Source organism: Salinibaculum salinum (assembly GCF_037645885.1).
Classification (GTDB): Archaea; Halobacteriota; Halobacteria; order Halobacteriales; family Haloarculaceae; genus Salinibaculum; species Salinibaculum salinum.
In genome coordinates this window covers 224,075-244,357 of sequence record NZ_JBBENW010000002.1, presented here as the reverse complement: position 1 = coordinate 244,357, position 20,283 = coordinate 224,075, and the positions used below count along the sequence as shown (strand labels likewise).

The following is a 20,283-nucleotide window of genomic DNA, read 5'->3' as shown; positions in this document are numbered from 1 at the left end:
CCCGGTCCATCTGGCCCGATAATGAGCAATCTCGAACTCACGGGCGCAGAGCCGGCCTGCGCCGACGACGGGGTCTGGCTGTCCTGTATCGAGTGCGGGGAAGCGTTCGCCCCCTTCGACGATGTCCGCTACACCTGTGACGACTGTGACGGACTACTGGAAGCGCGCTACAGCGACCTGCCGACGTGGGAGGACTTCGACAACGACCAGTGGAGCGTCTGGCGCTACTCGGCCGCGCTCCCCTTCGAAGAGGGCGTCTCACTGCCCGAAGGCGGAACGCCGCTCCACGAGGTACCGCGACTGGAAGACGACCTCGGTCTCGATCGACTGCGCGTGAAACACGAAGGGATGAACCCGACGGGGAGTTTCAAAGACCGCGGGATGACCGTCGGCGTCCGCGTCGCGAAGGAGATCGGCGTCGGCCGCCTGGCGTGTGCGTCGACGGGCAACACCTCGGCAGCGCTCGCCGCCTACGGCGCTCGCGGCGGGATGGAGACGCTCGTGTTGCTGCCCGCCGGCAAAGTCGCCGCCGGCAAGGTCGCCCAGGCCAGCCTCCACGGCGCTCGCATCCTCGAAGTCGACGGTAACTTCGACACCTGTCTGGACATCGTCCAGGACCTCGCCGGGATGGGCGAGGCGTATCTGCTGAACTCGCTGAACCCCTTCCGACTGGAGGGCCAGAAGACCATCGGGCTGGAAATCTTAGAGCAGTTCCGCGACGAGGAGGGCGGCTATCCGGACCGCATCGCCCTGCCCGTCGGGAACGCCGGCAACACCGCCGCACTCTACAAGTGCTTCCGGGAGCTCGTCCAGGCCGGTGCGATGGACGAGTCGGAGATGCCGAAACTGACCGGCGTCCAGGCCGAACACTCCGCGCCGATGGTCGAGGCAATCGAGAAGGGCTGGGACCACATCGAGCGCTGGGACGACGTGGAGACCCGCGCGACGGCCATCCGCATCGGCAACCCCGTCAACGCGCCAAAAGCGCTTCCCGGTATCCGGGCGACCGGCGGGACCGCAGTGGCCGTCTCCGACGAGGAGATTACCGAGGCACAGCGCGACCTCGCCGGCGAGGGAGTGGGCGTCGAACCCGCCTCCGCCGCCTCGATTGCCGGCGTGCGTAAACTCCGCCACGAGGGCGAAATCGACGCCGACGAGCGGGTCGTCTGCCTGACGACGGGTCACCTCCTGAAAGACCCCGACGCCGCCGCCGAGGCCGGCGAAGACCCCGAACCCGTCCCCGGGGACACCGAGGGCGTCTTGGATCACCTCGGCTCCTGACGGGCCACACCCCTCGACAGTAATGTAGTCTGGTATCGGATGACATACGTCTGACTGACATCTTTGTGGTATCATCCCCAACGAGATGAGCGCCGCCGATGTCAGACTCACCCATCCAAACACACAGAACCAAACCCGAGACTATCGACGGGCCCAGACAGTCTCGCCCGGCCGGAGCGAGCGTCAACGTCCGACACACGTGGGGTCTTGCGACGTACTATCGCCTGCGGAGTATCGCGCTCGAAGCACGGGTTCGCACGCTCGAAGACGAACTGGAACAGAAAGAACAGCAACTGCAGTCGACAATCCGACGCTACGAGGATCTGCTCCAACAGCCGGACGAAGACTGGGTCGTCGTCACGAACCACCCACCTGAGATGGAATCGACGACCGACGACTGAACTCGGTTACACGTTGTTGTCGGCTCCGGTCGTCTCTGTTTCAGCCTCGGTCGCGTCCGTTTCATCCTCGCCATCTTTCTCACCGGTCATCCCCCCGCCAGCAGGATGGTCCATCGTCGGCGCGAACCAGCGCGCGACGGCGTCCAGAACGCGGTCTTTGAGACCCATAATTGGCTACACGGGCCAGGGCCACAAAAAGGAGTTCGAACGGGCTACCCTCTGCAGCCGGATATCCCCAGTGTCTGAGAATCGGCTCTGGCTTTTCCCGTCCGCAACGCTCACCACCGAACAATGGTCTCATCTGAACTGACCGCACACGCCGCCGAAACCGTCGCGATGGCGCAGGGACTGGCCTACTCCGTCGTCGCTGTCGGGTCGGCCGTCCTCCTGTACTACTTGCTGGTGTACGTCCGAGACGTCCTCGCCGAGCCGGACCAGCACAGTTGGCTGTTGCTCGGTATCGGTATCGCCGCCGGCGCTGTCTACGGTGTCGCTGGTGTGGCCGCGATGGCGACCGACATCTCGTGGCTCGCCACGTTCGCCGAAGGAGCGACGCTGTTTTTCATCCTCTTTGCGGCGCTCGGTATCCGGGAGATGTACTTTATGGGCTACGCCGACAGAGAGTCGCCCCGTGGGCTCCCGGTCTGGGTCGACTATCTCGTCATCGCGGGCTTTGTCACCTCGTGGTGGAGCGGGTTCCTAGTCGACGGGCAGTTCACCCGCCTCGTCGTCGTGGTCGGCTGGGTCGGCGCATCGCTGTGGGCGCTGTACTACAGCGTCCTCGCGGTCCGAAAACACGAAGGGACGAGCATCGCCGCGCTCGTCAGAAACCTGCTTCCCGCGATTATCGCCGTCGCCGCCGTCGTCTTCGCGGACGTGCTCGGGACTTACGCTGGCGTTCCGGCGGCCGTCGACGCGCTGTGGCTCGTCGGAACCGTGCTGGTCGGCACGTTCCTCTTTACGACGGCCGTCGCCATCCGGCAGCAAAGCGGTGAGGTCGAACGGATGTACGACTGGACGACCTGGCGCGAACAGTCACTCGACGAAACGGAGCCGACGTACACGGACGACTGAGACGGTCTACGGTCTCGTCTCTGACAGCCGACAGTACGACGCGGCCGCCACAGCGGCGGGTCACCGAATTTTCCAGAGTACCGACCGGAGTTTGTAGCCGAGCGAGCCGTTCTGATACCCGTTCCACCCGCTCATCCCGCCGAGCAACGTCGTTGCATCGTAGTCCTCCGCTCTGAGCAGGCTGGTCGCTCGTTTCGCGACCACCCCCATCTTGCACACGACTATCACGTCTCTGCCGGTCGGAATCTCGTCGAGTTGGCTCCGCAGCGCGGATTCGTCGCCGCCTCGCAACTCGTCGTAGACGGGAACGTTGTGACTGTTCTCGATAGCGTTCGACTGGAACGACGCCCGTGGACGGATATCTAGTAGAAACGGATCGTCCGCCGCCTCCGACTCGAGACGGTCGGCCAGTTCGTCTGGACGGATACCACTCATCGGTTAGATATTGGCGGGAAGGCACAAAACCACGGTGTTTCGCCCGGTTCGGAAATGACGGCCTCGTGTATCCGTCCCGACTATCACACCGTCAAAACGACCCGCAAAGAGACGACTTATTCCCCGTTGTCGAGCGAGATGTACTTCGTCTCGATGATGCGCTCGTCGGCGTGGAGCTGGTCGAGCACGTCCTTCGGAACGGGGTCGTCGAGGTTGTACACCGACAGCGCTTCGCCGCCGAACGTCTCGCGGCCGTTGTACATGCCCGCGATGTTGAGGTTGTTCTCGCCGAGCACCGAGCCGATGAAGCCGATGACGCCGGGCACGTCGTCGTTACGGGCGACGAGCATGTGCCCGTGTGGAACGGCGTCGACGCGGTAGCCGTCGATACGCACGATGCGCGGGTCGTCACCTGCGAACTGGGTGCCACAGACCGAGATAGTGTGGTCTTCGTTCGAGACGGTGACGGTGACAAGCGACTGGAAGTCCTCGGACTGGTGGGACTTGGACTCGACAACGTCGATACCGCGCTCCTCGGCGATCTGGGGGGCGTTGACGGCGTTGACCTGCCACTCCAGCGGTTCGAAGACGCCTTTCAGTGCGCTGGCGGTCACGAGGTCGACGTCCTCCTCGGCGATGTCGCCGGCGTACTCAACTTCGACGTTCTCGACGCGGTCGTCGAACAGCTGGACCGCGATCTTCCCGGCGGTGTCGGCCAGTTCGATGTAGGGCTGAATCTTCGGGAAGGCACTCTCGTCGACCGACGGCGCGTTCAGCGCGTTGATGACCGGTTCGCCCGCGAAGGCGGCGACGATCTGGGCGGCCGTGGATGTCGCGACGTTCTCCTGTGCGGCTTCCGTCGACGCCCCGAGGTGGGGCGTGACGATGACGTCGTCGACGTCGAGCAGCGGGTTGTCGGGGTCGACCGGCTCGTTCGCGAAGACGTCGACCGCGGCGCCCTTGAGCACGCCGTCGTCGACGGCCTTGGCGAGGGCCGGCTCGTCGACGATGCCACCGCGAGCACAGTTGATGACGTATCCGCCCTCGAGTTGGGCGAGCGCCTCCTCGTCTATCATGTTCTCCGTCTCGTCGGTCAGCGGCGTGTGGATCGTCAGGAAATCGGCCCGGTCGATACACTCGTCGATGTCGTCGACGAGTTCCGCGCCCAGTTGGGCAGCGCGGTCCTCGCTGATGTAGGGGTCAAAGGCGACCAGGTCCATCCCGACGTTGCCGAGGCGTTTGGCGACTTCCTGGCCGACGCGGCCGAAGCCGACGACACCGAGGGTCTTGTTGTTGACCTCGGTCCCGAGGAAGTCTCCCTTGGCCCACTCGCCGCCGGTGAGGCGGTTGTGTGCCTGGGGGATCGAGCGGGCCGTCGCGAAGGTCATCGCGACGGTGTGTTCGGCGGCCGCGCGAACGTTGCCCTCGGGGGCGTTCGCGACGATGACGCCGTGGTCGGTGGCGGCGTCGATGTCGATGTTGTCCACGCCGATACCGGCACGGCCGACGATGACGAGGTCTGGCGCGGCCTCGAAGACTTCTTCGGTGACTTCCGTCCCGGAGCGGACGATGAGTCCGTTGGCGTCGGCGACGGCGTCAAGGAGGTCCTGTCCCTCCACGTCGTAGGCTGTCTCTACCTCGTGGCCGGCATCGCGGAGTACCTGGATGCCAGCGTCGGCGATGGGGTCTGTGACGAGTACCTTCATGCACGAGGCAAGTCATGGGGTAGCCATAACGCTTGTTTTCTCGGCGCGGCCGCTCGCACCGCTGTGTCGTGAGTACTCCAGAGAAGTGCTGTGCGAAATGTTGACGTGGTCTCGACGGGCTACCGCCAGGCCGGAAGCGAGGCCGCCTCGTCGAGCGGCATTGTTACGAACGCGTTGTCCTGACTGATGTCGGCGAGAATGAAGGAGTCTGTCGGACCTTCCTCGACCGATGCCATGACTTCCGCGTCCGTTTCCACCGCCGTCGGGACAACCGTATCCGGCTCCATGTGTGAGAGTATGTAACATCCATACATAAAGCCACCGGAATGCATCGGCACTAATCGCACGAATGAGCCGAGACAGTGCATGACGGACGTCGGACACGTGTCATCAGACAGGAATTACCAACCGTGACGTCGGCTACGCAGCCGGGCAAAGTGTAAGGACTTAGTGGATGGGGCGAGGAGTACGGGGCAGTATGAACGTCGCAGACGTTATGACGCCCCGCGAGGATGTCGTCACGGTCGAAATCCCAGGAACGCGTGACGATGTCCTCGAATATCTGCAGGACCGCTCGTTCTCGTCCGTTCCAGTTATCAAGGAGACTGAGGACGGGGAGATCTACCGAGGTATCGTCTCCCGGGACGCCCTCATCGAACACCCCGACGAGGACCAGCTCGCCCTGCTGTCCGAAGACGTCCCCACCACCACGAGCGACACCTCCCTCGCGGCGGTCGCCGAGCTGATGCGGACCGAACACGCCCGACGTATCCCGGTCGTCGACGGTGATACCCTTGAGGGAATTGTCACAGTTACTGACCTCGTTCACGCCATCGCCAGCGGTGACCTCGACGGCGAGACAACCGTCGAGGGGCTGGCACACCGTGACATCAACACGACATACGAGGGAACGCCGCTGCCGGTCGCCGAGCAAGAACTCTACTACGCGCGGGTCCCCTACGCGGTCGTCCTCGACGAGGACGGCGATATGACCGGGATGCTCACCGAAGTGGACATCCTCGAAGAGGCCCGCGTCGTCGAAGGCGAGGCCGACACCGGCGAATCGATCGCCGACGACGACGACGACTGGAAGTGGGAGAGCGTCAAAGCCGTCGGGAACAGCTACATGCCCACGCGAAACGTCGAGATTCCCGCCGAGCCGGTCAGCGCGTTCATGACCAGCAGTCTCCTGACTGTCAGTACGAGCCGGACCGCCCAGGACGCCGCCCAGGTGATGATAGAACACGACATCGAACAGATTCCGATGGTCACCGGCGACCAGCTCGTGGGCATCGTCCAGGACATGGACCTCCTGGAGGCAGTATGAGCGACGAGGGCGAACGCCTCACCGAACTGGCGAAGCGCCGGGGCTTCTTCCTCCAGAGTGCCGGTGCCTACGGCGGCGTCAGCGGCTTCTACACCTACGGGCCACAGGGAGCCGCTCTCAAGGACAACGTCGAAGACGCCTGGCGCGACCGCTACGTCACCCGCGAGGGCCACATGGAGATCTCCGCGCCGGACGTGATGCCGGAGGCCGTCTTCGAAGCATCGGGCCACCTCGACGGGTTCGACGACATGATTATCGAGTGTCCCGAGTGCGGCGAGAGCCACCGCGCGGACCACCTCGTCGAGGACAACACCGACATCGAGGAGGCCGAATCGGTTTCCACCGAGGAAATCGCAGAACTCATCGCAGAGCACGACCTCGTCTGCCCGTCCTGTGGGACCGGACTCGCCGGCGAACCCGTCGACGATTTCAACCTCATGTTCGAGACGAACATCGGGCCCGGCAGCTCCTCGCCCGGCTATCTCCGCCCCGAGACGGCACAGGGCATCTTCGTCGAGTTCCCACAGCTGGCCGAGTACGCCCGCAACCAGCTCCCGTTCGGGGTCGCCCAGATCGGGAAAGCCTATCGCAACGAGATCAGTCCCCGGAAGAGCCTCATCCGCGTCCGGGAGTTCACACAGGCAGAGCTAGAGCACTTCATCGACCCCGAGACGGACGAGCCCCCACTGGAGCGGGTCGAAGACGTAACGGTGCCGCTCTACTCGGCCAAACAGCAGGAGAGCGAAGACGGCGACGTCCAGGAACTCACCATCCGAGAGGCCGTCGACGAGGGTATCATCGGCGACGAGTGGGTCGCATTCTACCTCGGCCTCTCGAAGGCGTGGTACGAGCGCATCGGCGTCGACATGGACCGGTTCCGGTACCGCCAGCACCTCTCGGGCGAACTCGCCCACTACGCCGCCGACTGCTGGGACGCCGAATCGGAACTCGGCGGGGACTGGGTCGAGATTACCGGCTTTGCCTACCGTGGGGACTACGACCTCAAGAAACACGCCGAACACTCCGGCGAGGACTACACCGTCTTCAAGCAGTACGACGAACCGGTCACCGTCGAGCGACCGACGGTCGACCCAGACATGAGCGTCCTCGGGCCGGAGTTCGGCGGCGCTGCCGGTGCTATCGGATCCGAACTCGAATCGCTCGTCGAGCGCAATCCCGATGCGTTCGACAGCGATGCGGTGACAGTCGAGGTCGACGGCGAGGAGTACACCGTCGACATCGAGGCGACAGGATACAGCGTCGAGGAGGTCACCGAATCCGGCGAGCACATTCGGCCACACGTCGTCGAACCCTCCTTCGGCGTGGGTCGGCTGGTCTATACGGTTCTCGCACACGCGCACACGACCGACGAGGTCGACGGCGAGGAGCGCTCGTATCTCTCCTTGCCGCCGGAAGTCGCCCCGACCACCGTCGGCGTCTTCCCGCTGATGGACAAGGACGGCCTCGGCGAGCGTGCCCGCGAGGTGGCGAGCGACCTCCGTGCGGCCGGGCTGGAAGTGACGTACGACGACTCCGGGGCCATCGGCCGACGCTACCGTCGACAGGACGAGGTCGGGACGCCGTTTTGCGTGACAATCGACTACGAGACGCAGGAAGACGGGACAGTGACGGTACGTGAGCGCGATACGACTGCCCAGCAGCGGGTTGCCGTCGACGACCTCGCGGAGACGCTGACCGCGCTCCGCGACGGCGACCTGACCTTCGACGAGCTCTGACGCCACGCCGATGGCTGACACGACCTCAGACAAGGACCCTCTCACCGCCGTCCGCCAGACGGTGTTGCGCGACGAGATCGCCCGCCGGCTCGTCCACGCCAGCGGCACCGCGCTGCCGCTGCTCTACCTGCTCGACCTCGCGACGTGGTACCAAGTCGCACTCCTCTTTACGTTGGGTGCAGTCGTCGCGCTCGTCTTAGAGGCGATTCGGCTGTACGTCGGGCTGGAGTGGGTCATCTACGACCACCTCACCCGCGAGTACGAACAGGACAACCTCGCGGGCTACGCCCTCTACTTCATTTCCAGCGCCGGCGTTGCACTCGCTTTTTCCTTCGAGTCCGCACTGGGGGTTCGACCCGAAATCGCGGTCCCCGCGATTCTCATGCTGACTATCGGGGACCCCATCAGTGGCGTTCTGGGGTCGGGCGAGCTCAAAAAGACCAAACAGACGTTCGTCCTCCTGGTGATGTTCGTCGTCTGTACGCTGCTCGCCGTCCCCTTCGTCCCGCTGTTTGCAGCAGTACTGGGTGGCCTCGCGGCGACGCTGGCCGACGGCGTCAAACCAGTCGTCGCCACCTACGTCATCGACGACAATCTCACCATCCCGCCGGCAGCCGCCGTCGCGATGGCGGTCGGTGTCGAAGTTCTCACCCTATTCTGAGGCGTCGCTGCGCCAGGCGACGACCCGACGTTCGACCACGTCGGAGTACTGCATGAACATCGTCCCGAGGATGCTCATCACGAGGACGTACCCGACCGCGAAGGCGTTGAGTTGTCGAGCGGTCTCTGCGGCGAGCGGTCCCGCAACGTCGGGTGCGGTGGCCGCGAGTGCGGTCGAGGCGATAATCAGCGTGAACTCGCCGCGAGTGATCATCCCGAGTCCGACCCGGGTCGACCGGCGGTCGTCGAGGCCGTATATTTTCCCCGACCAGAACCCGCTGAGGAACTTCGTCGGTGTCGTGACGACGACAGCGGCAGCAACCAGCCCAACGACGCCGGCGAACAGCGCGGGGTCGGTCACGAGTCCGATCCAGAAGAAGAAAACCGCCGCGAAGATGTCCCGGGCGGCTTCGAGCAGTCTCTCAATTTCGTGGACGTACTCGGTGCTGCTGAAGGCCATCCCGACGAAGAAGGCCGCGACCGCTTCGCTGACGCCGAGCGCGAGTGCCGTGCCGGCAACCAGGACCGTGACCCCCGTCGCCCGGAGGATGATGAACTCGTTCGTGTCGGTGTCGAGGAGGCGCTCGAACCAGCCAGTTCCGAACGACACCAGCACCAGCAACACGGCGATGAATCCGAGCGCAATACCGACGGAGGTCAGCGCCGAAGAGATGTCCCCGCCGCCGCCGACCAGCGCCAGCAAGATGGCGAGGTAGACGGCGATGAAGAGGTCCTCGTAGACCAGCGTCCCGAGCATCGGTCCGCTCTCGTCGTTAGCAATCCACCCGAGGTCGATGAGCGACTTCGTGATGATAGCCGACGAGGAGATGTACACCATGCCAGCGAAGACGAAGGCCGGAATCGGAGAACCAAACAGCAGGAAGCCGAGCAGGAACCCAGCGCCGAAGTTGACGACCAGGTCGACGGTCCCGGCTCTGCCGATGAGTGACTTGTTGGCGAGGAGTCGGTCGAGGTTGAACTCCAGCCCCAGAAAGAAGAGGAGGAAGACGATACCCAGTTCCGCACCGAGTTCGATGAAGTGGTCGGCTCCGGCTGACATCCCGACGGCGAGTTCGCGCCCGAGATACCGTTCGGTGAGCGAGCCAGCGACGAACGGACCGAGTACCATCCCGATCAAGATGTAGAAGGGGATGACCGACTGGTTGAGATATCTGGCAAGACCACCGACGGCGGCGACAGCCGCGAACAGCACACCGAGTTCGAGCAGTTCGGCGGCCATCGGCTACCACCACCGTTCTCGATAGTAGAGAGTACCGGGCATTCCGGCTACAGCAACTCCTCGACAAACGCCTCGTGGTTCGCGCGCGAACCGACGACGATGAGCTGGTCCTCGTCCTCGAAGACGAAGTCCGGACCGGGACTCTGGATGACTTCGCCCTCGCGCTCGATTGCGGCCACCGTCGCGCCGGTCCGCTGTCGGACGTCGACAGTCCCGATGGACATCCCGACGAGTGCAGCGTCCTCGTCGAGCGTGTACCACTCGAGCATGACGCCGTCCTCGCCGATTGTCGTCTCGGTGGTGTCGGTCGCGACCGGCTGAAAGTGAGCGCCTTCGAGCAACGACCCGATGGTCCGGGCCTCCCGGTCGCTGAGTTCGAGCAGTTTTTCGGCATCAGCACCGGGTTCCGACCGGTGGAACAGCTCCCGGCGGCCGTTGTTGTGAATCAACACGATTGCGGCCTCGTCACCCCCGAGAGCGACCTCGAATCGCTTGCCGACCCCGGGTAAATCCGTCTCGGTTACGTCCATACTGTCGGTGTTTGTGACCCAGCATATAAAACGTCGGCCGACGCCGCGTTCACTTTCACTCCGGCACGCGAACCCTTAACCCTAATCACGAGCAAAGAGAGGCAAATGGCGACGACAGAGGCCGACGCTATCGACTGGCCCTTCCTCACCGAGGGACTGCTGGAACGCCGGGAGTACCAGTTCCAGCTTGCCGAGGCTGCCCTGGGCGACCACACGCTCGTCTGTCTGCCCACTGGCCTCGGCAAGACCACCGTCAGCCTCCTCGTCACCGCCCAGCGACTCCACGACGTGGGCGGCAAATCACTGTTGCTCGCCCCGACCAAACCGCTCGTCTCCCAGCATGCCGACTTCTACCGGGAGGCACTCGACGAGGTGCCGAACGACGAAATCGTCGTCTTCACCGGCGAGGTCCGCCCCGCCAAACGCGCGGACCTCTGGGACGAAGCCCGGGTCGTCATCGCCACGCCGCAGGTCGTCGAAAACGACCTCGTCGGCAACCGCATCTCGCTGGCGCGAGTCACGCACTGTACGTTCGACGAGTGTCACCGCGCGACCGGTGACTACGCCTACAACTACATCGCAGAGCGCTACCACGAAGACGCCGAAGAGCCGCTCGTGACGGGGATGAGCGCCTCCCCCGGCGACGACGAGGAGGCCATCCTCCAGGTCTGTGAGAACCTCGGCATCCACGAGGTGGAGGTGATGACCGAGGCCGACGCCGACGTGGCCGAGCACACCCACGAGACGACCGTCGACTGGGAGCGCGTGGAGCTCCCGGAGACCGTCGAGGACATCCGGGACGGCATCAACGAGGTGATTCGGGAGCGCCTCACCCAACTGAAAAAACTCGGCGTGACGAACAAGACCAGCCCCGACGTATCCGAGCGGGAGATTCAGAAGATACAGGGCCAGCTCCGGGATCTGATGAACAACGACCAGTCGGAGGGGTACGAGGGGATGAGCATGCTCGCCGAGGTCCGGAAGCTCCGGACGGCGGTCACGTACGTCGAAACACAGAGCGTCGAGTCGTTCCGCCGGTATATGGAACGCCAGAAGGAAGCGGCCCGCTCCTCGGGGGCGTCGAAAGCCGACCAGCGGATGGTGTCGGAGCCGAGAGTCCGCGAGGCCGTGCGGAAGGCCGAGAAATACGACGATTTGCACCCGAAGTTTCGCCGGACGCGGATGCTCATCGCCGAAACGCTCGGCATCAACGACGGCGAGCGGGTCATCGTCTTCACCGAGTCGCGGGACACCGCCGAGACGCTGGTTGACTTCCTGGGCGGGCATTTCACGACCGAGAAGTTCGTCGGCCAGTCGGACACGGAGGGCAGCGAGGGGATGACCCAGACCCAGCAACAGGAGACGCTGGACCAATTTCGAGCTGGCGAGTTCGAAGTGCTGGTCTCGACCAGCGTCGCCGAGGAAGGACTGGACGTGCCTGAGGTGGATTTGGTGCTGTTCTACGAACCGGTGCCGACCGCCATCCGCTCGATCCAGCGGAAGGGACGAACCGGTCGCCAGACCGAGGGTGCGGTGACAGTGTTGCTGGCCGAGGACACCCGCGACGAGGCGTACTTCTGGAAAGCCCGCCGGGACGAAAAGCGGATGGAAAATCAGTTGCGCGGTCTGAAAGACGTGGCCGGCGAAATCGAGGGCGAACTCCACGACCAGCCGGGACTCGACGCCTACGACGACGAGGAATCAGCGAGCGACGACGGAACAGGGGCGTCGGACACTGCCGGCGATGGTGGTTCTGCGCCCACGGCTGACGGCAAGGACGAATCCGCCAGCGATGCGGACCAGGGTAACGGCGACGGACAGGCCGGACTCGACGCGTTCGCTGGCGGTGATGCCGAAACAGTCGACGACGGCGACATCGACGACAGTCCCAATGGCCCGAACAGCGACAGCGAAGAAGACGGCGTCGTCGCCGAGGCGGGGACCGACGACGGCGTGGAACTGGTCGTCGACCAGCGGGAACTCGACTCGACCATCGCACGCGACCTCTCGAAACGCGAGGGGATCGAGACGCGACTGGAGACGCTCGAGGTGGGCGACTACGTGCTCTCGGACCGGGTGGTCGTCGAGCGCAAGACCGTCGCGGACTTTCTGGACACGTTGACCGGCGGTGACCGCTCGCTGTTCGAGCAGGTGGGCGACGACGCCCGGCACTACGCTCGGCCGGTGGTCGTCATCGAAGGCGAGGACCTCTACGGCCAGCGGAACGTCCACCCAAAAGCCATCCACGGCGCGTTGGCCTCACTCGCGGTGGATTTCGGTGCCAGCATCCTGCGCACCAGCGACCAGTCCGAGACGGCGGACCTCCTGGAAGTCATCGCCGAGCGCGAACAGGAGGAGGACGACCGCGAGGTGAGCGTCCACGGCGAAAAACAGTCGAAGACGCTGACCGAACAACAGGAGTACGTCGTCGCCTCGATTGCGGAGGTCGGGCCGGTGACCGCTCGGTCGCTGCTCGAAGCGTTCGGAAGCGTCGAAGCGGTGATGACCGCTGACGAGGACGATCTCACGGAGGCCGACGGTGTGGGAGCAGTCACCGCCGAACGCATTCGGGAAGTGACCGGGAGTTCCTACCAGGGATGAGCCGGCGCGAGTGCTGAGAGTGAATAAAAAGCGGGGACAGGGGGAAGGGAGCGCCACTGGCGGACTCGGTCCGCCGGTCGAAGAAACGGGAGCTGTAGCTGAAATACTGTCGCGGGTATGCGACCCCGGCGGATATGCGATCATCGCGCACACCGCAGGTCAATCCCGTGGGTGGCGAGCCTGTCGTGGCCACAACACCGCCGCAAAAACAGCGGGACGACGAGTCCGAGAATCAATGCACGACGCATGCGGGAGGGTGCTTCCCCCTGATAGAAAAAGATCCGCGAGACTCGATTCGAATGGAGCTGAAATCGGGGTGGCAGTTACTGCCGGAGCGCCGCCAGCGTCTCCGCGGCTTCGCGTGCGGCCGCGAGATATTCACGAGCTCGCTGTGGGTCGTCGGTCGCTTCGGCCTGTTCGCTAAACCGGGTCAACGTCCGGACGAGCGACGCGCGCGCAGCCGAAACGTCGCTGGTCCCGCCGGGTTCGACGCTGGGGACTTCGCGCGTGCGCTCCGGTTGTCGGGACGGCTGCTGGGAGGTGACTGACGCGTCGGGCCGGCGCTGTTGGGGAGACTGCTGACTGGGCTGTTCCTGTTCAGCCGACCGCTGGCGAGGTTGTTCCTGCTCGTTTCCGGATTGCTGAGACTGCGTCGGGTCGATCGGCTGACTCGCCTGGGACGACGATTGCTGAGATGATTGCTGGTCGTCGGCAGCCGCCGGGTCGTCCTGTGCGTTCTCGCCGCCGAAGGCGACGCGTGCGTCGTCGGGGGTCGCAACTTCGATGTTCTCCCCGCCCTGCTGGTCGCTCTCGGACTCCTCGCCGTCCTCACTCTCACCGCCTTCGCCGGTATCTCGGTCAACAGCCTTCTCACAGGAGGCACAGAACTCCTGGCCGTCGTAGCGGAAGATGGGGTCACCGCAGTCCGAACAGTGGGCGTTGGTCATCGTCGCCCCCTGGAGGAGGAGTTCGCTCATCTTCTCGGTCGCTTCGCGCTCTTTTTGCTCCTGCTCGTACTTCTCCCGGAGCCGCTCGCGCTCGGCTTCCTTGTCGAAGTCGCTCATACACGGAAAGAAAACGGTCCGAGCGAATAGGAGTTGTGGGTCTTCCTGACTGGCTTGTTTGTGCGCGGTGGCGTACCAGTTCCGACAATCTTAACGTACGTCCGTCGGGATTCCCATGTGATATGGCAAAAGTAAGCATCATCGGTGCGGCGGGCACCGTCGGCGCGGCCGCTGGCTACAGCATCGCACTGCAGGACGTCGTCGATGAACTCGTCTTCGTCGACATTCCCGACCAGGAAGACGTCACCGTCGGCCAGGCTGCCGATGCCAACCACGGTATCGCGTACGATTCGAACACCCGCGTCCGACAGGGCACCTACGAGGAGACCGCCGGCTCGGACGTCGTCGTCATCACGGCCGGCATCCCGCGCCAGCCGGGCCAGACCCGCATCGACCTCGCCGGTGACAACGCACCCATCATGGAGGACATCCAGTCGTCGCTCGACGAGCACAACGACGACTACGTCTCGATTACCACGTCGAATCCTGTCGACCTTCTTAACCGTCACCTCTACGAGGCCGGCGACCGCTCGCGCGAGCAGGTCATCGGCTTCGGCGGGCGACTCGACTCCGCACGCTTCCGCTACGTCCTCTCCGAGCGCTTCGACGTGCCCGTCCAGAACGTCGACGCCACCATCCTCGGCGAACACGGCGACGCGCAAGTCCCGGTCTTCTCGAAGCTCCGCGTCGACGGCAAGGACCTCGAGTTCGACGACAACGAGAAAGAGGAGATTCTCGAAGACCTCCAGCAGTCCGCGATGAACGTCATCGAGCGCAAGGGCGCGACCGAGTGGGGGCCCGCACAGGGTGTCGCCCACATGGTCAACGCCGTCCTCAACGACACCGGCGAAGTGCTCCCCGGCTCGGTCAAACTCAACGGCGAGTACGGCCACGACGACGTTGCTTTCGGCGTTCCGGTCAAGCTCGGCGCGAACGGCGTCGAGGAAATCGTCGAGTGGGATATCGACGAGTTCGAACAAGAGCAGATGCAGGAAGCCGCCGACAAACTCGCCGAGCAGTACGAGAAGATTAGCTAAGCTGGCGTCTCGCTAACTCTGGATTTTTTCGCCTTGTTGAAACCCTCAATCAGTGACAACACTCAGCGGCCGTACTGAATACAGGATGCTCATTCATCAATACTCTAGTAGTTAAAAAATACGAGCAGTCTGTACGACTGCCTCCAATATCCACATTGGTCGAAAAACTGTCTCATGCAGAAACCCTTTTGAATTGATCGCCGACAAAAAATAAAATTACGGGCGTTAATTAGAGGTCTAGTTCGTCCGAAGACTCGGCGATCGGGTCGACATCCTCGGTCTGAACACCTTCGCCACCGTCACTCCCGAACACTTCGTTCACTTGGATGGTCTCAATCTTGTCTTCCGGTGCTTCGGGAAGGGGAGTATTCCAGTTGATGACAAACTCGTAGGACTGTTGGTCGGATGATTCAGTCGCTTTGAACAGCCCCTGCACGTCCTCTTCGAGGTAGTCGGTGCGGGTGCCGTCCACATTCCGACGTATGTATCCACCCGCTGTCCCATCACGTTGACCCGTATCTGCACCAGCGTACCCGATTCGGAAGTCGTCTGAGACGCCAGTCTCAGGGTCAACGATGCCGATATTGGCTTCCATCGCGTAGGATGTGGGATTAGAGGGCCATCGCCCATAGACGCTTTCGTCCAGTTCGATGCTGACGACGGTTCGCTGTTTGGGAGTTACTTCGGCAGTAATCCACGACGGGTCGTCACTGGTCGTCAAGGTCACAGAGTTGCCTCGCCCCTGTGCAGCAGTGGGTGTACTCCCGATTCCAGCGACTAACACACCTGCAGCGGTGTATTTGAGTACGTCACGGCGACCGTATCCCTTGTTATTACTTACTTCTCTCATAGGTTACCTCCCCCCATGAGTAACAGTGTCTTCTGCAGACCTGTCTGCCCCCATGAGGAATCGAAAGTTCAATACGATAACACATAACTGTTGTTGCCAAATGGCTGAGCTAGTGTCGAGAGAAGCTCCAATTTGGATTTTGACTTATTCAAAACAGGTAGCGAGAGAAGGCTAATGGGTAGTTAGACTCCTCAAAGAGTATAACAAAAACCACGGACGATATCCTCTCTGTCTAGTCCCCGTCCCTATCAAAACTGAGTAGATCCGATTTCAGAAGGTCACCTATTGAGCGACATTTTTCGACGAACGTATTACTTACAAATATTTCAACGAATCCGCTATTTTTACTCCCGGACAGCGACTGGTCAAACAGCTGTTTGAGTCTCCACGAGACACTTTATGTCGGGGTTCGACGTGTCGAACAGGCATGAATCACCGACCGGTCCCCCTCCCGCCCTGTCCAGAACTGCCGGGGCAGCGCCTCGTCGGCGTGCTCCGGCGCGTTGCCTTCTGGACGGCCGTCGTCCTCCCGCTGGCGTACCTCCCCCTGCTGTCCAGTCCCGTCGACGACACCGAGTTGCTCGTCTTCGTCGCACTCGTCGCTGTCAACGTCGTTTGCCTGCTCGTCGGTCACGACTACTCGCCGTAAGTCCACTTCATCACAAGACAATGTGTGCTCAGACTACCCCACAACGGACAGAACTGCCCGAGAAAGCCCGCCCGCTCGTCGAGTATCTCCGCACTCGCGTTCGCGAAGAGGGAGATATCTACATCAAGAGTCGCGTGATTGCAGCGGAGATAGCGCTCTCCTCGAAGGAAATAGGCTCGTTCATGAAACGACTCGAATCGGGCGCGACGGAGCTGTCAGTCGAAGCCTGGAGTTACACGAACGGGACGACGTGGTACGTCTCTACTGACCAGCTGACTCCCCCGAAATAGGTTCAGCTCGCGTCGCACAGTCATCCCACACGCTTTTATTCATAGGTAGTATTACCGGCATATGGGAGAAACAGCGACCGACGTAACTGCCGTCAACAGCGGGACTGTCCGGAAGTATCTGAGCGAGATGGGGCCATCGTGGATCGCAGGTGCTATCGCCGCCGGGCCGGCGACCATGGCCAGTCTGATCACCGCGGGGGCGCTTTTCGGCTACACCCTGTTGTGGGTCGTAATTCTCTCCGCTGTCGCCGGCACACTCGCACAGTATCTCGCCATGCGACTCGGGCTTCTCACTGAGCAGGGAATCGTCAGTGTCGTCCAGGAACACCTCGGAGAATGGTGGGCCTGGATTCTCGTCCTCGACGTGGTAATCGCTGCCGGCGTTGCACAGCTCGTGATTATGAACACGGTTGCCTCCGTCTCTGCGACGATAACGGGTCTCGATGCGCGAATCTGGGGCGTTATCTGGGCTGTCGTGCTCGCGCTGGGACTGGCTGGACGGGGCTATCGCTTCCTCGAACTCGCAGCAAAGGCACTCGTCACTGCAGTCGTCCTCACGTTCGTCGCATCGCTCTTCGTCGTCTCGGTCGACGCCGGCAACGTTGTCGACGGTCTCACACTATCAGTACCCACCGGAAGCGCCCTCGTGGCTGCCGGCATCCTCGGCGGCGCGGTACACATCACGCTGATTACGATGCACTCTTACACCATGCGTGCCCGTGGTTGGACCCAGCGAGAGTACGGGCTCGCGACGTTCGACGTCGGTGCGTCCATGTTCGTCGCCTTCGGGATTTACAGCGTCGCAATCTTTCTCGTCGCCGCCAGCGTCCTGTCCGACCCCAATCTGACGACTGTGGGTGCGGCACAGGCGCTCGGTCCGCTCGTCGGTGAGAGTGCCAAGTGGCTCTTCCTGCTTGGACTGGGTGGTGCCGCCGTCTCGACGCTCGGTGGGAACACCATCGTCCCGCCGTATCTGCTTGCAGACAAACTCGGCTGGGACACGACTGTCGACGATACTCGCTACCGCGGGTTGCTCACCGCCGTTGCACTCCTGTCCGCTCCTGGTGCCTTCATCGGCGGTGAGGTCATCGGCCAGCTCGTCCTCGTCCTGGCACTCGGGACGGTCGGGACGCCGTTTGCTATCGCTGTCGTGCTGTATCTCCTGAACTCCGAGGCAGTTCCAAAGTCAAATTCGACCCTGGCGAACGTCGGTGGACTCGCTCTCCTGTTCGTTTCGGGGGCGCTCGCAGCCAACTTCGTCCGTGAACTCGTTGCCGGCGGATTGACTGCTCTCTCCGGATTTGTCCTGGCATTCGCCGGTATCCTCGGCTTCGCAACCGTCATCCTGCTGGGGAAATACGGTCGCGAAGAACTGGTCGGCTGACTGCAGTTATTCATGCTATCGACGGACTGTCAGAACAGAAAAGACTGTGGCGACTGTGCAGTCGAAAAGAGTCAGCTATCTTCCCAGCGCTCGGGCACCTGAATCGTGTACTTGCCGTCTTCCTGGAGTGCGATGATGTACTCCTCGCGGTCGTACAGTTCCATCAGGTTGAGTTCGTACTTGCCGGGGTCAAGCACTTTGATAGACTCGAACTGGTCGTTGAGTTCGTCGCGCAGTTCCGAGAGGTCCGGCCGATCGCGGTCGTCCGACGTGGCAGCCTCGGCGGCTGCAGTCGTTCCGTCGCTGTCGTCGTCGATAACCGGCGTCGGTCGCTCCGTCGTCGTCGCCGTTTCGGGTGCAGGCGGGAGTTCGTCTTTCGAGACGATGTCGCTCCGTGCGCTCGCCTGCGCGGTGTCCTCCGACGAGGTAGCGTCTGCAGTCTCGGCGGCGACAGGTTCGGCCGGTGTGCCAGGTTCGGCAGACGAAGGGTCTTCAAGTGGAGGGGAGTTCTCGGTCGATGGCTCCTCGGTCGACGGTTCGCCGGCCGAGTCCGGTGGTGACGGGCTGGATCCGACGAAGTCACGGACTGCGGTGGCAGCGTTGCCGACGGTGCGCGCGACAGAGCTGTCGACCGGTGGCTCCGGGGGTTCCGGCGGTTCCTCGGACGGCGTCGCGCTCTGGTCAGCCCCCGGCGGCTGGTACTGAAACTTGTTGCCGCCGCAGTCGGGACAGCCCGAGAGCATCTCCTGGGAGCCGTCGTCGAACGTACGGCCACAGTCTGTACACTGGTGTGGCATCCTTACTTGCGAGAGACGAGCGTCTGTATGAGCGTTTCGTCCTTGTGGAGTGTCTCGATCTGGTTCGCCGGACCGATGACCGTGAGCTTCTTCGTCGACTCCTTGCCCATCAGCCGGTCGAGAAAACTCGCGTCGGCGGTTTCCGAGCGCGGGTGTGTCTCTATTTCGATGCCGTTGAACTCGTCCGGACTGATTTCGGTCATCGTCACTTCGATGAGGCGTGACTCTTCGTCGGGCGAGAGCCCCTCTTCTAAGATGACGATGTTGCCGTCGCGGACGCCGTCCAGAATCATGCGGATTTTCTCCATCGAGGTGAGCCCGTCCATACGCTCGGCGCTGATAAGGTCGATCTGAACGCCGTCGCCGGGGTCTTTCACTTCAGCCATTGTATCACCCGAAGTACTCCGCGATTTTGTCGTACACTTCGTCCATGTTGTCACCTTCGAGCGCCGAGAGCGGAATCGTCTCGTGCTGTGGGAACGCATTTCGGATGCGCTGGACGCTCGAATCTTCCTTGTCTATCTTGTTCGCGAGAATCAGTACGGGGAGATCCTGACTCTCGATGATGCCGATGAGCATCGTATTGACCTGCGTGAACGGGTCAGTCGACGAGTCCAGCACGTAGATGACGCCGTCGACGTCCTCCCGGAGCCAGTGCATGGCTTCGGCGACGCCCTCGGTGGCCTCACGAGACCGGCGGACAGCGTCGTCTTTCTCCATGTCGTGTTCCAGGAACTCGGTGTAATCGACTTTCGTCGTGACACCCGGCGTGTCGACGATGTCGATCGTGACCGTCGAGCCGTCACGCTCGATTTCGACGTTTTCCTTCCTGCGTGCGCGCCGTGTTTCGTGTGGAACGTGACTCTCTGGCCCGACAGCGTCGCCGTGTTCGGTCCAGTCACGCGCGATGCGGTTGGCGAGTGTCGTTTTGCCAGCGTTGGGCGGACCGTAGATACCGATCCGCTTCGACTCCTCTTCGGCGAACAGCGTCGATGCAGCCCGTGCGATGGATGATTTGAGGTTTGTAAGCAGTCCCATCCGTATCCTCCCGGCCCCAGAGATGGGGCTTGCACGAAAGAGTCGGCCGTACTCACTTAAGACTACGTCAGACATATATAATAAATCCGATATCTGCAGGAGAAGTCGTGGTGCGTGGAAAGACAGGCGATTCTCTCGTGTCGAAACTCAAGGAGGACGAGAAAACGCAGGACATGGCGGTCG

Annotated in this window: 22 protein-coding genes; 11 read left to right on the top strand and 11 right to left on the bottom strand. The window is 62.6% G+C overall.

The window, feature by feature from the left end:
- The first annotated feature begins 21 nt into the window (after window positions 1-21).
- On the top strand, window positions 22-1,281 hold the full coding sequence (gene thrC, locus WDJ60_RS04125; RefSeq protein WP_340098730.1) for a threonine synthase: 1,260 nt from the start codon (window positions 22-24) through the stop codon (window positions 1,279-1,281).
- Between the two features lie 98 nt (window positions 1,282-1,379).
- On the top strand, window positions 1,380-1,682 hold the full coding sequence (locus WDJ60_RS04120; RefSeq protein WP_340098729.1) for a hypothetical protein: 303 nt from the start codon (window positions 1,380-1,382) through the stop codon (window positions 1,680-1,682).
- A gap of 6 nt (window positions 1,683-1,688) precedes the next feature.
- Here WDJ60_RS04120 and WDJ60_RS04115 read toward each other — a convergent pair whose 3' ends face one another.
- Window positions 1,689-1,850 carry a hypothetical protein gene (locus WDJ60_RS04115; RefSeq protein ID WP_340098728.1) on the bottom strand — a complete coding sequence of 54 codons (162 nt, stop codon included), beginning with the start codon at window positions 1,848-1,850 and terminating at the stop codon, window positions 1,689-1,691.
- A 123-nt stretch (window positions 1,851-1,973) separates the two neighbouring features.
- Between WDJ60_RS04115 and WDJ60_RS04110 the strand changes: the two genes are divergently transcribed.
- Window positions 1,974-2,756, top strand: a complete 783-nt coding sequence (locus WDJ60_RS04110) for a hypothetical protein (RefSeq protein WP_340098727.1) — start codon at window positions 1,974-1,976, stop codon at window positions 2,754-2,756.
- 60 nt (window positions 2,757-2,816) lie between these two features.
- On the opposite strand, the gene WDJ60_RS04105 is transcribed toward WDJ60_RS04110, so the two are convergent.
- The 3 genes from WDJ60_RS04105 to WDJ60_RS04095 form a co-directional block, all read right to left on the bottom strand.
- The gene (locus WDJ60_RS04105) at window positions 2,817-3,191 is read right to left on the bottom strand and encodes a rhodanese-like domain-containing protein (protein ID WP_340098726.1); all 375 of its coding nucleotides are present in this window, start codon (window positions 3,189-3,191) and stop codon (window positions 2,817-2,819) included.
- Window positions 3,192-3,307: 116 nt separating this feature from the next.
- A complete protein-coding gene (gene serA / locus WDJ60_RS04100) occupies window positions 3,308-4,897 on the bottom strand; it encodes a phosphoglycerate dehydrogenase (RefSeq protein ID WP_340098725.1) in 1,590 nt (529 codons plus the stop codon).
- Window positions 4,898-5,016: 119 nt separating this feature from the next.
- Complete coding sequence (locus tag WDJ60_RS04095; RefSeq protein WP_340098724.1) at window positions 5,017-5,184, bottom strand: DUF7556 family protein; 168 nt, start codon at window positions 5,182-5,184, stop codon at window positions 5,017-5,019.
- A 191-nt stretch (window positions 5,185-5,375) separates the two neighbouring features.
- On the opposite strand from WDJ60_RS04095, the gene WDJ60_RS04090 reads away from it, so the two are divergent.
- The 3 genes from WDJ60_RS04090 (at window position 5,376) to WDJ60_RS04080 (ending at window position 8,621) form a co-directional block, all read left to right on the top strand.
- Window positions 5,376-6,224: a CBS domain-containing protein gene (locus WDJ60_RS04090; RefSeq protein WP_340098723.1), complete on the top strand. Its 849-nt coding sequence runs from the start codon at window positions 5,376-5,378 to the stop codon at window positions 6,222-6,224.
- Entirely contained in the window at window positions 6,221-7,960 is a 1,740-nt protein-coding gene (gene glyS / locus WDJ60_RS04085) for a glycine--tRNA ligase (RefSeq protein WP_340098722.1), read from the top strand. The genes WDJ60_RS04090 and glyS overlap by 4 nt, the downstream gene beginning before the upstream one ends.
- A gap of 64 nt (window positions 7,961-8,024) precedes the next feature.
- Window positions 8,025-8,621, top strand: coding sequence for a dolichol kinase (locus WDJ60_RS04080; RefSeq protein ID WP_340099047.1), 597 nt, complete (start codon window positions 8,025-8,027; stop codon window positions 8,619-8,621).
- Here WDJ60_RS04080 and WDJ60_RS04075 read toward each other — a convergent pair.
- Together WDJ60_RS04075 and WDJ60_RS04070 are read right to left on the bottom strand one after the other, a co-directional pair.
- Complete coding sequence (locus tag WDJ60_RS04075) at window positions 8,613-9,860, bottom strand: cation:proton antiporter (RefSeq protein WP_340098721.1); 1,248 nt, start codon at window positions 9,858-9,860, stop codon at window positions 8,613-8,615. The genes WDJ60_RS04080 and WDJ60_RS04075 overlap by 9 nt on opposite strands.
- Window positions 9,861-9,907: 47 nt before the next feature.
- Window positions 9,908-10,390, bottom strand: coding sequence for a cation:proton antiporter regulatory subunit (locus WDJ60_RS04070; protein WP_340098720.1), 483 nt, complete (start codon window positions 10,388-10,390; stop codon window positions 9,908-9,910).
- 105 nt (window positions 10,391-10,495) lie between these two features.
- Between WDJ60_RS04070 and WDJ60_RS04065 the strand changes: the two genes are divergently transcribed.
- Entirely contained in the window at window positions 10,496-12,991 is a 2,496-nt protein-coding gene (locus WDJ60_RS04065) for a DEAD/DEAH box helicase (RefSeq protein ID WP_340098719.1), read from the top strand.
- Between the two features lie 323 nt (window positions 12,992-13,314).
- Here the strand turns inward: WDJ60_RS04065 and WDJ60_RS04060 are convergent, their stop codons facing one another.
- The gene (locus tag WDJ60_RS04060) at window positions 13,315-14,055 is read right to left on the bottom strand and encodes an Sjogren's syndrome/scleroderma autoantigen 1 family protein (RefSeq protein WP_340098718.1); all 741 of its coding nucleotides are present in this window, start codon (window positions 14,053-14,055) and stop codon (window positions 13,315-13,317) included.
- Window positions 14,056-14,177: 122 nt separating this feature from the next.
- On the opposite strand from WDJ60_RS04060, the gene mdh reads away from it, so the two are divergent.
- Window positions 14,178-15,092: a malate dehydrogenase gene (gene mdh / locus WDJ60_RS04055; RefSeq protein WP_340098717.1), complete on the top strand. Its 915-nt coding sequence runs from the start codon at window positions 14,178-14,180 to the stop codon at window positions 15,090-15,092.
- A 229-nt stretch (window positions 15,093-15,321) separates the two neighbouring features.
- On the opposite strand, the gene WDJ60_RS04050 is transcribed toward mdh, so the two are convergent.
- Window positions 15,322-15,942: a twin-arginine translocation signal domain-containing protein gene (locus WDJ60_RS04050; protein ID WP_340098716.1), complete on the bottom strand. Its 621-nt coding sequence runs from the start codon at window positions 15,940-15,942 to the stop codon at window positions 15,322-15,324.
- Between the two features lie 427 nt (window positions 15,943-16,369).
- On the opposite strand from WDJ60_RS04050, the gene WDJ60_RS04045 reads away from it, so the two are divergent.
- The 3 genes from WDJ60_RS04045 to WDJ60_RS04035 all read left to right on the top strand — a co-directional run bounded on the left by WDJ60_RS04045 (window position 16,370) and on the right by WDJ60_RS04035 (window position 18,265).
- Window positions 16,370-16,591, top strand: a complete 222-nt coding sequence (locus WDJ60_RS04045) for a DUF8028 family protein (RefSeq protein WP_340098715.1) — start codon at window positions 16,370-16,372, stop codon at window positions 16,589-16,591.
- Between the two features lie 20 nt (window positions 16,592-16,611).
- The gene (locus WDJ60_RS04040) at window positions 16,612-16,881 is read left to right on the top strand and encodes a DUF7123 family protein (RefSeq protein WP_340098714.1); all 270 of its coding nucleotides are present in this window, start codon (window positions 16,612-16,614) and stop codon (window positions 16,879-16,881) included.
- A 61-nt stretch (window positions 16,882-16,942) separates the two neighbouring features.
- Window positions 16,943-18,265: a divalent metal cation transporter gene (locus tag WDJ60_RS04035; protein WP_340098713.1), complete on the top strand. Its 1,323-nt coding sequence runs from the start codon at window positions 16,943-16,945 to the stop codon at window positions 18,263-18,265.
- A 71-nt stretch (window positions 18,266-18,336) separates the two neighbouring features.
- Here WDJ60_RS04035 and WDJ60_RS04030 read toward each other — a convergent pair whose 3' ends face one another.
- The 3 genes from WDJ60_RS04030 to WDJ60_RS04020 are packed head-to-tail and all read right to left on the bottom strand — an operon-like array spanning window position 18,337 to window position 20,100.
- Window positions 18,337-19,062 carry an OapC/ArvC family zinc-ribbon domain-containing protein gene (locus tag WDJ60_RS04030; protein ID WP_340098711.1) on the bottom strand — a complete coding sequence of 242 codons (726 nt, stop codon included), beginning with the start codon at window positions 19,060-19,062 and terminating at the stop codon, window positions 18,337-18,339.
- Between the two features lie 2 nt (window positions 19,063-19,064).
- Window positions 19,065-19,448, bottom strand: a complete 384-nt coding sequence (locus tag WDJ60_RS04025) for a DUF2073 domain-containing protein (protein ID WP_340098710.1) — start codon at window positions 19,446-19,448, stop codon at window positions 19,065-19,067.
- A gap of 4 nt (window positions 19,449-19,452) precedes the next feature.
- Complete coding sequence (locus tag WDJ60_RS04020) at window positions 19,453-20,100, bottom strand: Era-like GTP-binding protein (protein ID WP_340098709.1); 648 nt, start codon at window positions 20,098-20,100, stop codon at window positions 19,453-19,455.
- Window positions 20,101-20,283 lie beyond the last annotated feature (183 nt).

What these genes read in the sequence shown, in the direction of transcription:
- WDJ60_RS04020 (WP_340098709.1), bottom strand. Translation starts at nt 20,100, where the DNA reads ATGGGACTGCTTACAAACCTCAAATCATCCATCGCACGGGCTGCATCG.
- mdh (WP_340098717.1), top strand. Translation starts at nt 14,178, where the DNA reads ATGGCAAAAGTAAGCATCATCGGTGCGGCGGGCACCGTCGGCGCGGCC.
- WDJ60_RS04115 (WP_340098728.1), bottom strand. Translation starts at nt 1,850, where the DNA reads ATGGGTCTCAAAGACCGCGTTCTGGACGCCGTCGCGCGCTGGTTCGCG.
- WDJ60_RS04045 (WP_340098715.1), top strand. Translation starts at nt 16,370, where the DNA reads ATGAATCACCGACCGGTCCCCCTCCCGCCCTGTCCAGAACTGCCGGGG.
- WDJ60_RS04095 (WP_340098724.1), bottom strand. Translation starts at nt 5,184, where the DNA reads ATGGAGCCGGATACGGTTGTCCCGACGGCGGTGGAAACGGACGCGGAA.
- WDJ60_RS04075 (WP_340098721.1), bottom strand. Translation starts at nt 9,860, where the DNA reads ATGGCCGCCGAACTGCTCGAACTCGGTGTGCTGTTCGCGGCTGTCGCC.
- WDJ60_RS04065 (WP_340098719.1), top strand. Translation starts at nt 10,496, where the DNA reads ATGGCGACGACAGAGGCCGACGCTATCGACTGGCCCTTCCTCACCGAG.
- WDJ60_RS04105 (WP_340098726.1), bottom strand. Translation starts at nt 3,191, where the DNA reads ATGAGTGGTATCCGTCCAGACGAACTGGCCGACCGTCTCGAGTCGGAG.
- WDJ60_RS04110 (WP_340098727.1), top strand. Translation starts at nt 1,974, where the DNA reads ATGGTCTCATCTGAACTGACCGCACACGCCGCCGAAACCGTCGCGATG.
- WDJ60_RS04040 (WP_340098714.1), top strand. Translation starts at nt 16,612, where the DNA reads ATGTGTGCTCAGACTACCCCACAACGGACAGAACTGCCCGAGAAAGCC.
- serA (WP_340098725.1), bottom strand. Translation starts at nt 4,897, where the DNA reads ATGAAGGTACTCGTCACAGACCCCATCGCCGACGCTGGCATCCAGGTA.
- WDJ60_RS04090 (WP_340098723.1), top strand. Translation starts at nt 5,376, where the DNA reads ATGAACGTCGCAGACGTTATGACGCCCCGCGAGGATGTCGTCACGGTC.
- WDJ60_RS04025 (WP_340098710.1), bottom strand. Translation starts at nt 19,448, where the DNA reads ATGGCTGAAGTGAAAGACCCCGGCGACGGCGTTCAGATCGACCTTATC.
- glyS (WP_340098722.1), top strand. Translation starts at nt 6,221, where the DNA reads ATGAGCGACGAGGGCGAACGCCTCACCGAACTGGCGAAGCGCCGGGGC.
- WDJ60_RS04070 (WP_340098720.1), bottom strand. Translation starts at nt 10,390, where the DNA reads ATGGACGTAACCGAGACGGATTTACCCGGGGTCGGCAAGCGATTCGAG.
- WDJ60_RS04035 (WP_340098713.1), top strand. Translation starts at nt 16,943, where the DNA reads ATGGGAGAAACAGCGACCGACGTAACTGCCGTCAACAGCGGGACTGTC.
- WDJ60_RS04050 (WP_340098716.1), bottom strand. Translation starts at nt 15,942, where the DNA reads ATGAGAGAAGTAAGTAATAACAAGGGATACGGTCGCCGTGACGTACTC.
- WDJ60_RS04030 (WP_340098711.1), bottom strand. Translation starts at nt 19,062, where the DNA reads ATGCCACACCAGTGTACAGACTGTGGCCGTACGTTCGACGACGGCTCC.
- WDJ60_RS04120 (WP_340098729.1), top strand. Translation starts at nt 1,380, where the DNA reads ATGTCAGACTCACCCATCCAAACACACAGAACCAAACCCGAGACTATC.
- WDJ60_RS04060 (WP_340098718.1), bottom strand. Translation starts at nt 14,055, where the DNA reads ATGAGCGACTTCGACAAGGAAGCCGAGCGCGAGCGGCTCCGGGAGAAG.
- thrC (WP_340098730.1), top strand. Translation starts at nt 22, where the DNA reads ATGAGCAATCTCGAACTCACGGGCGCAGAGCCGGCCTGCGCCGACGAC.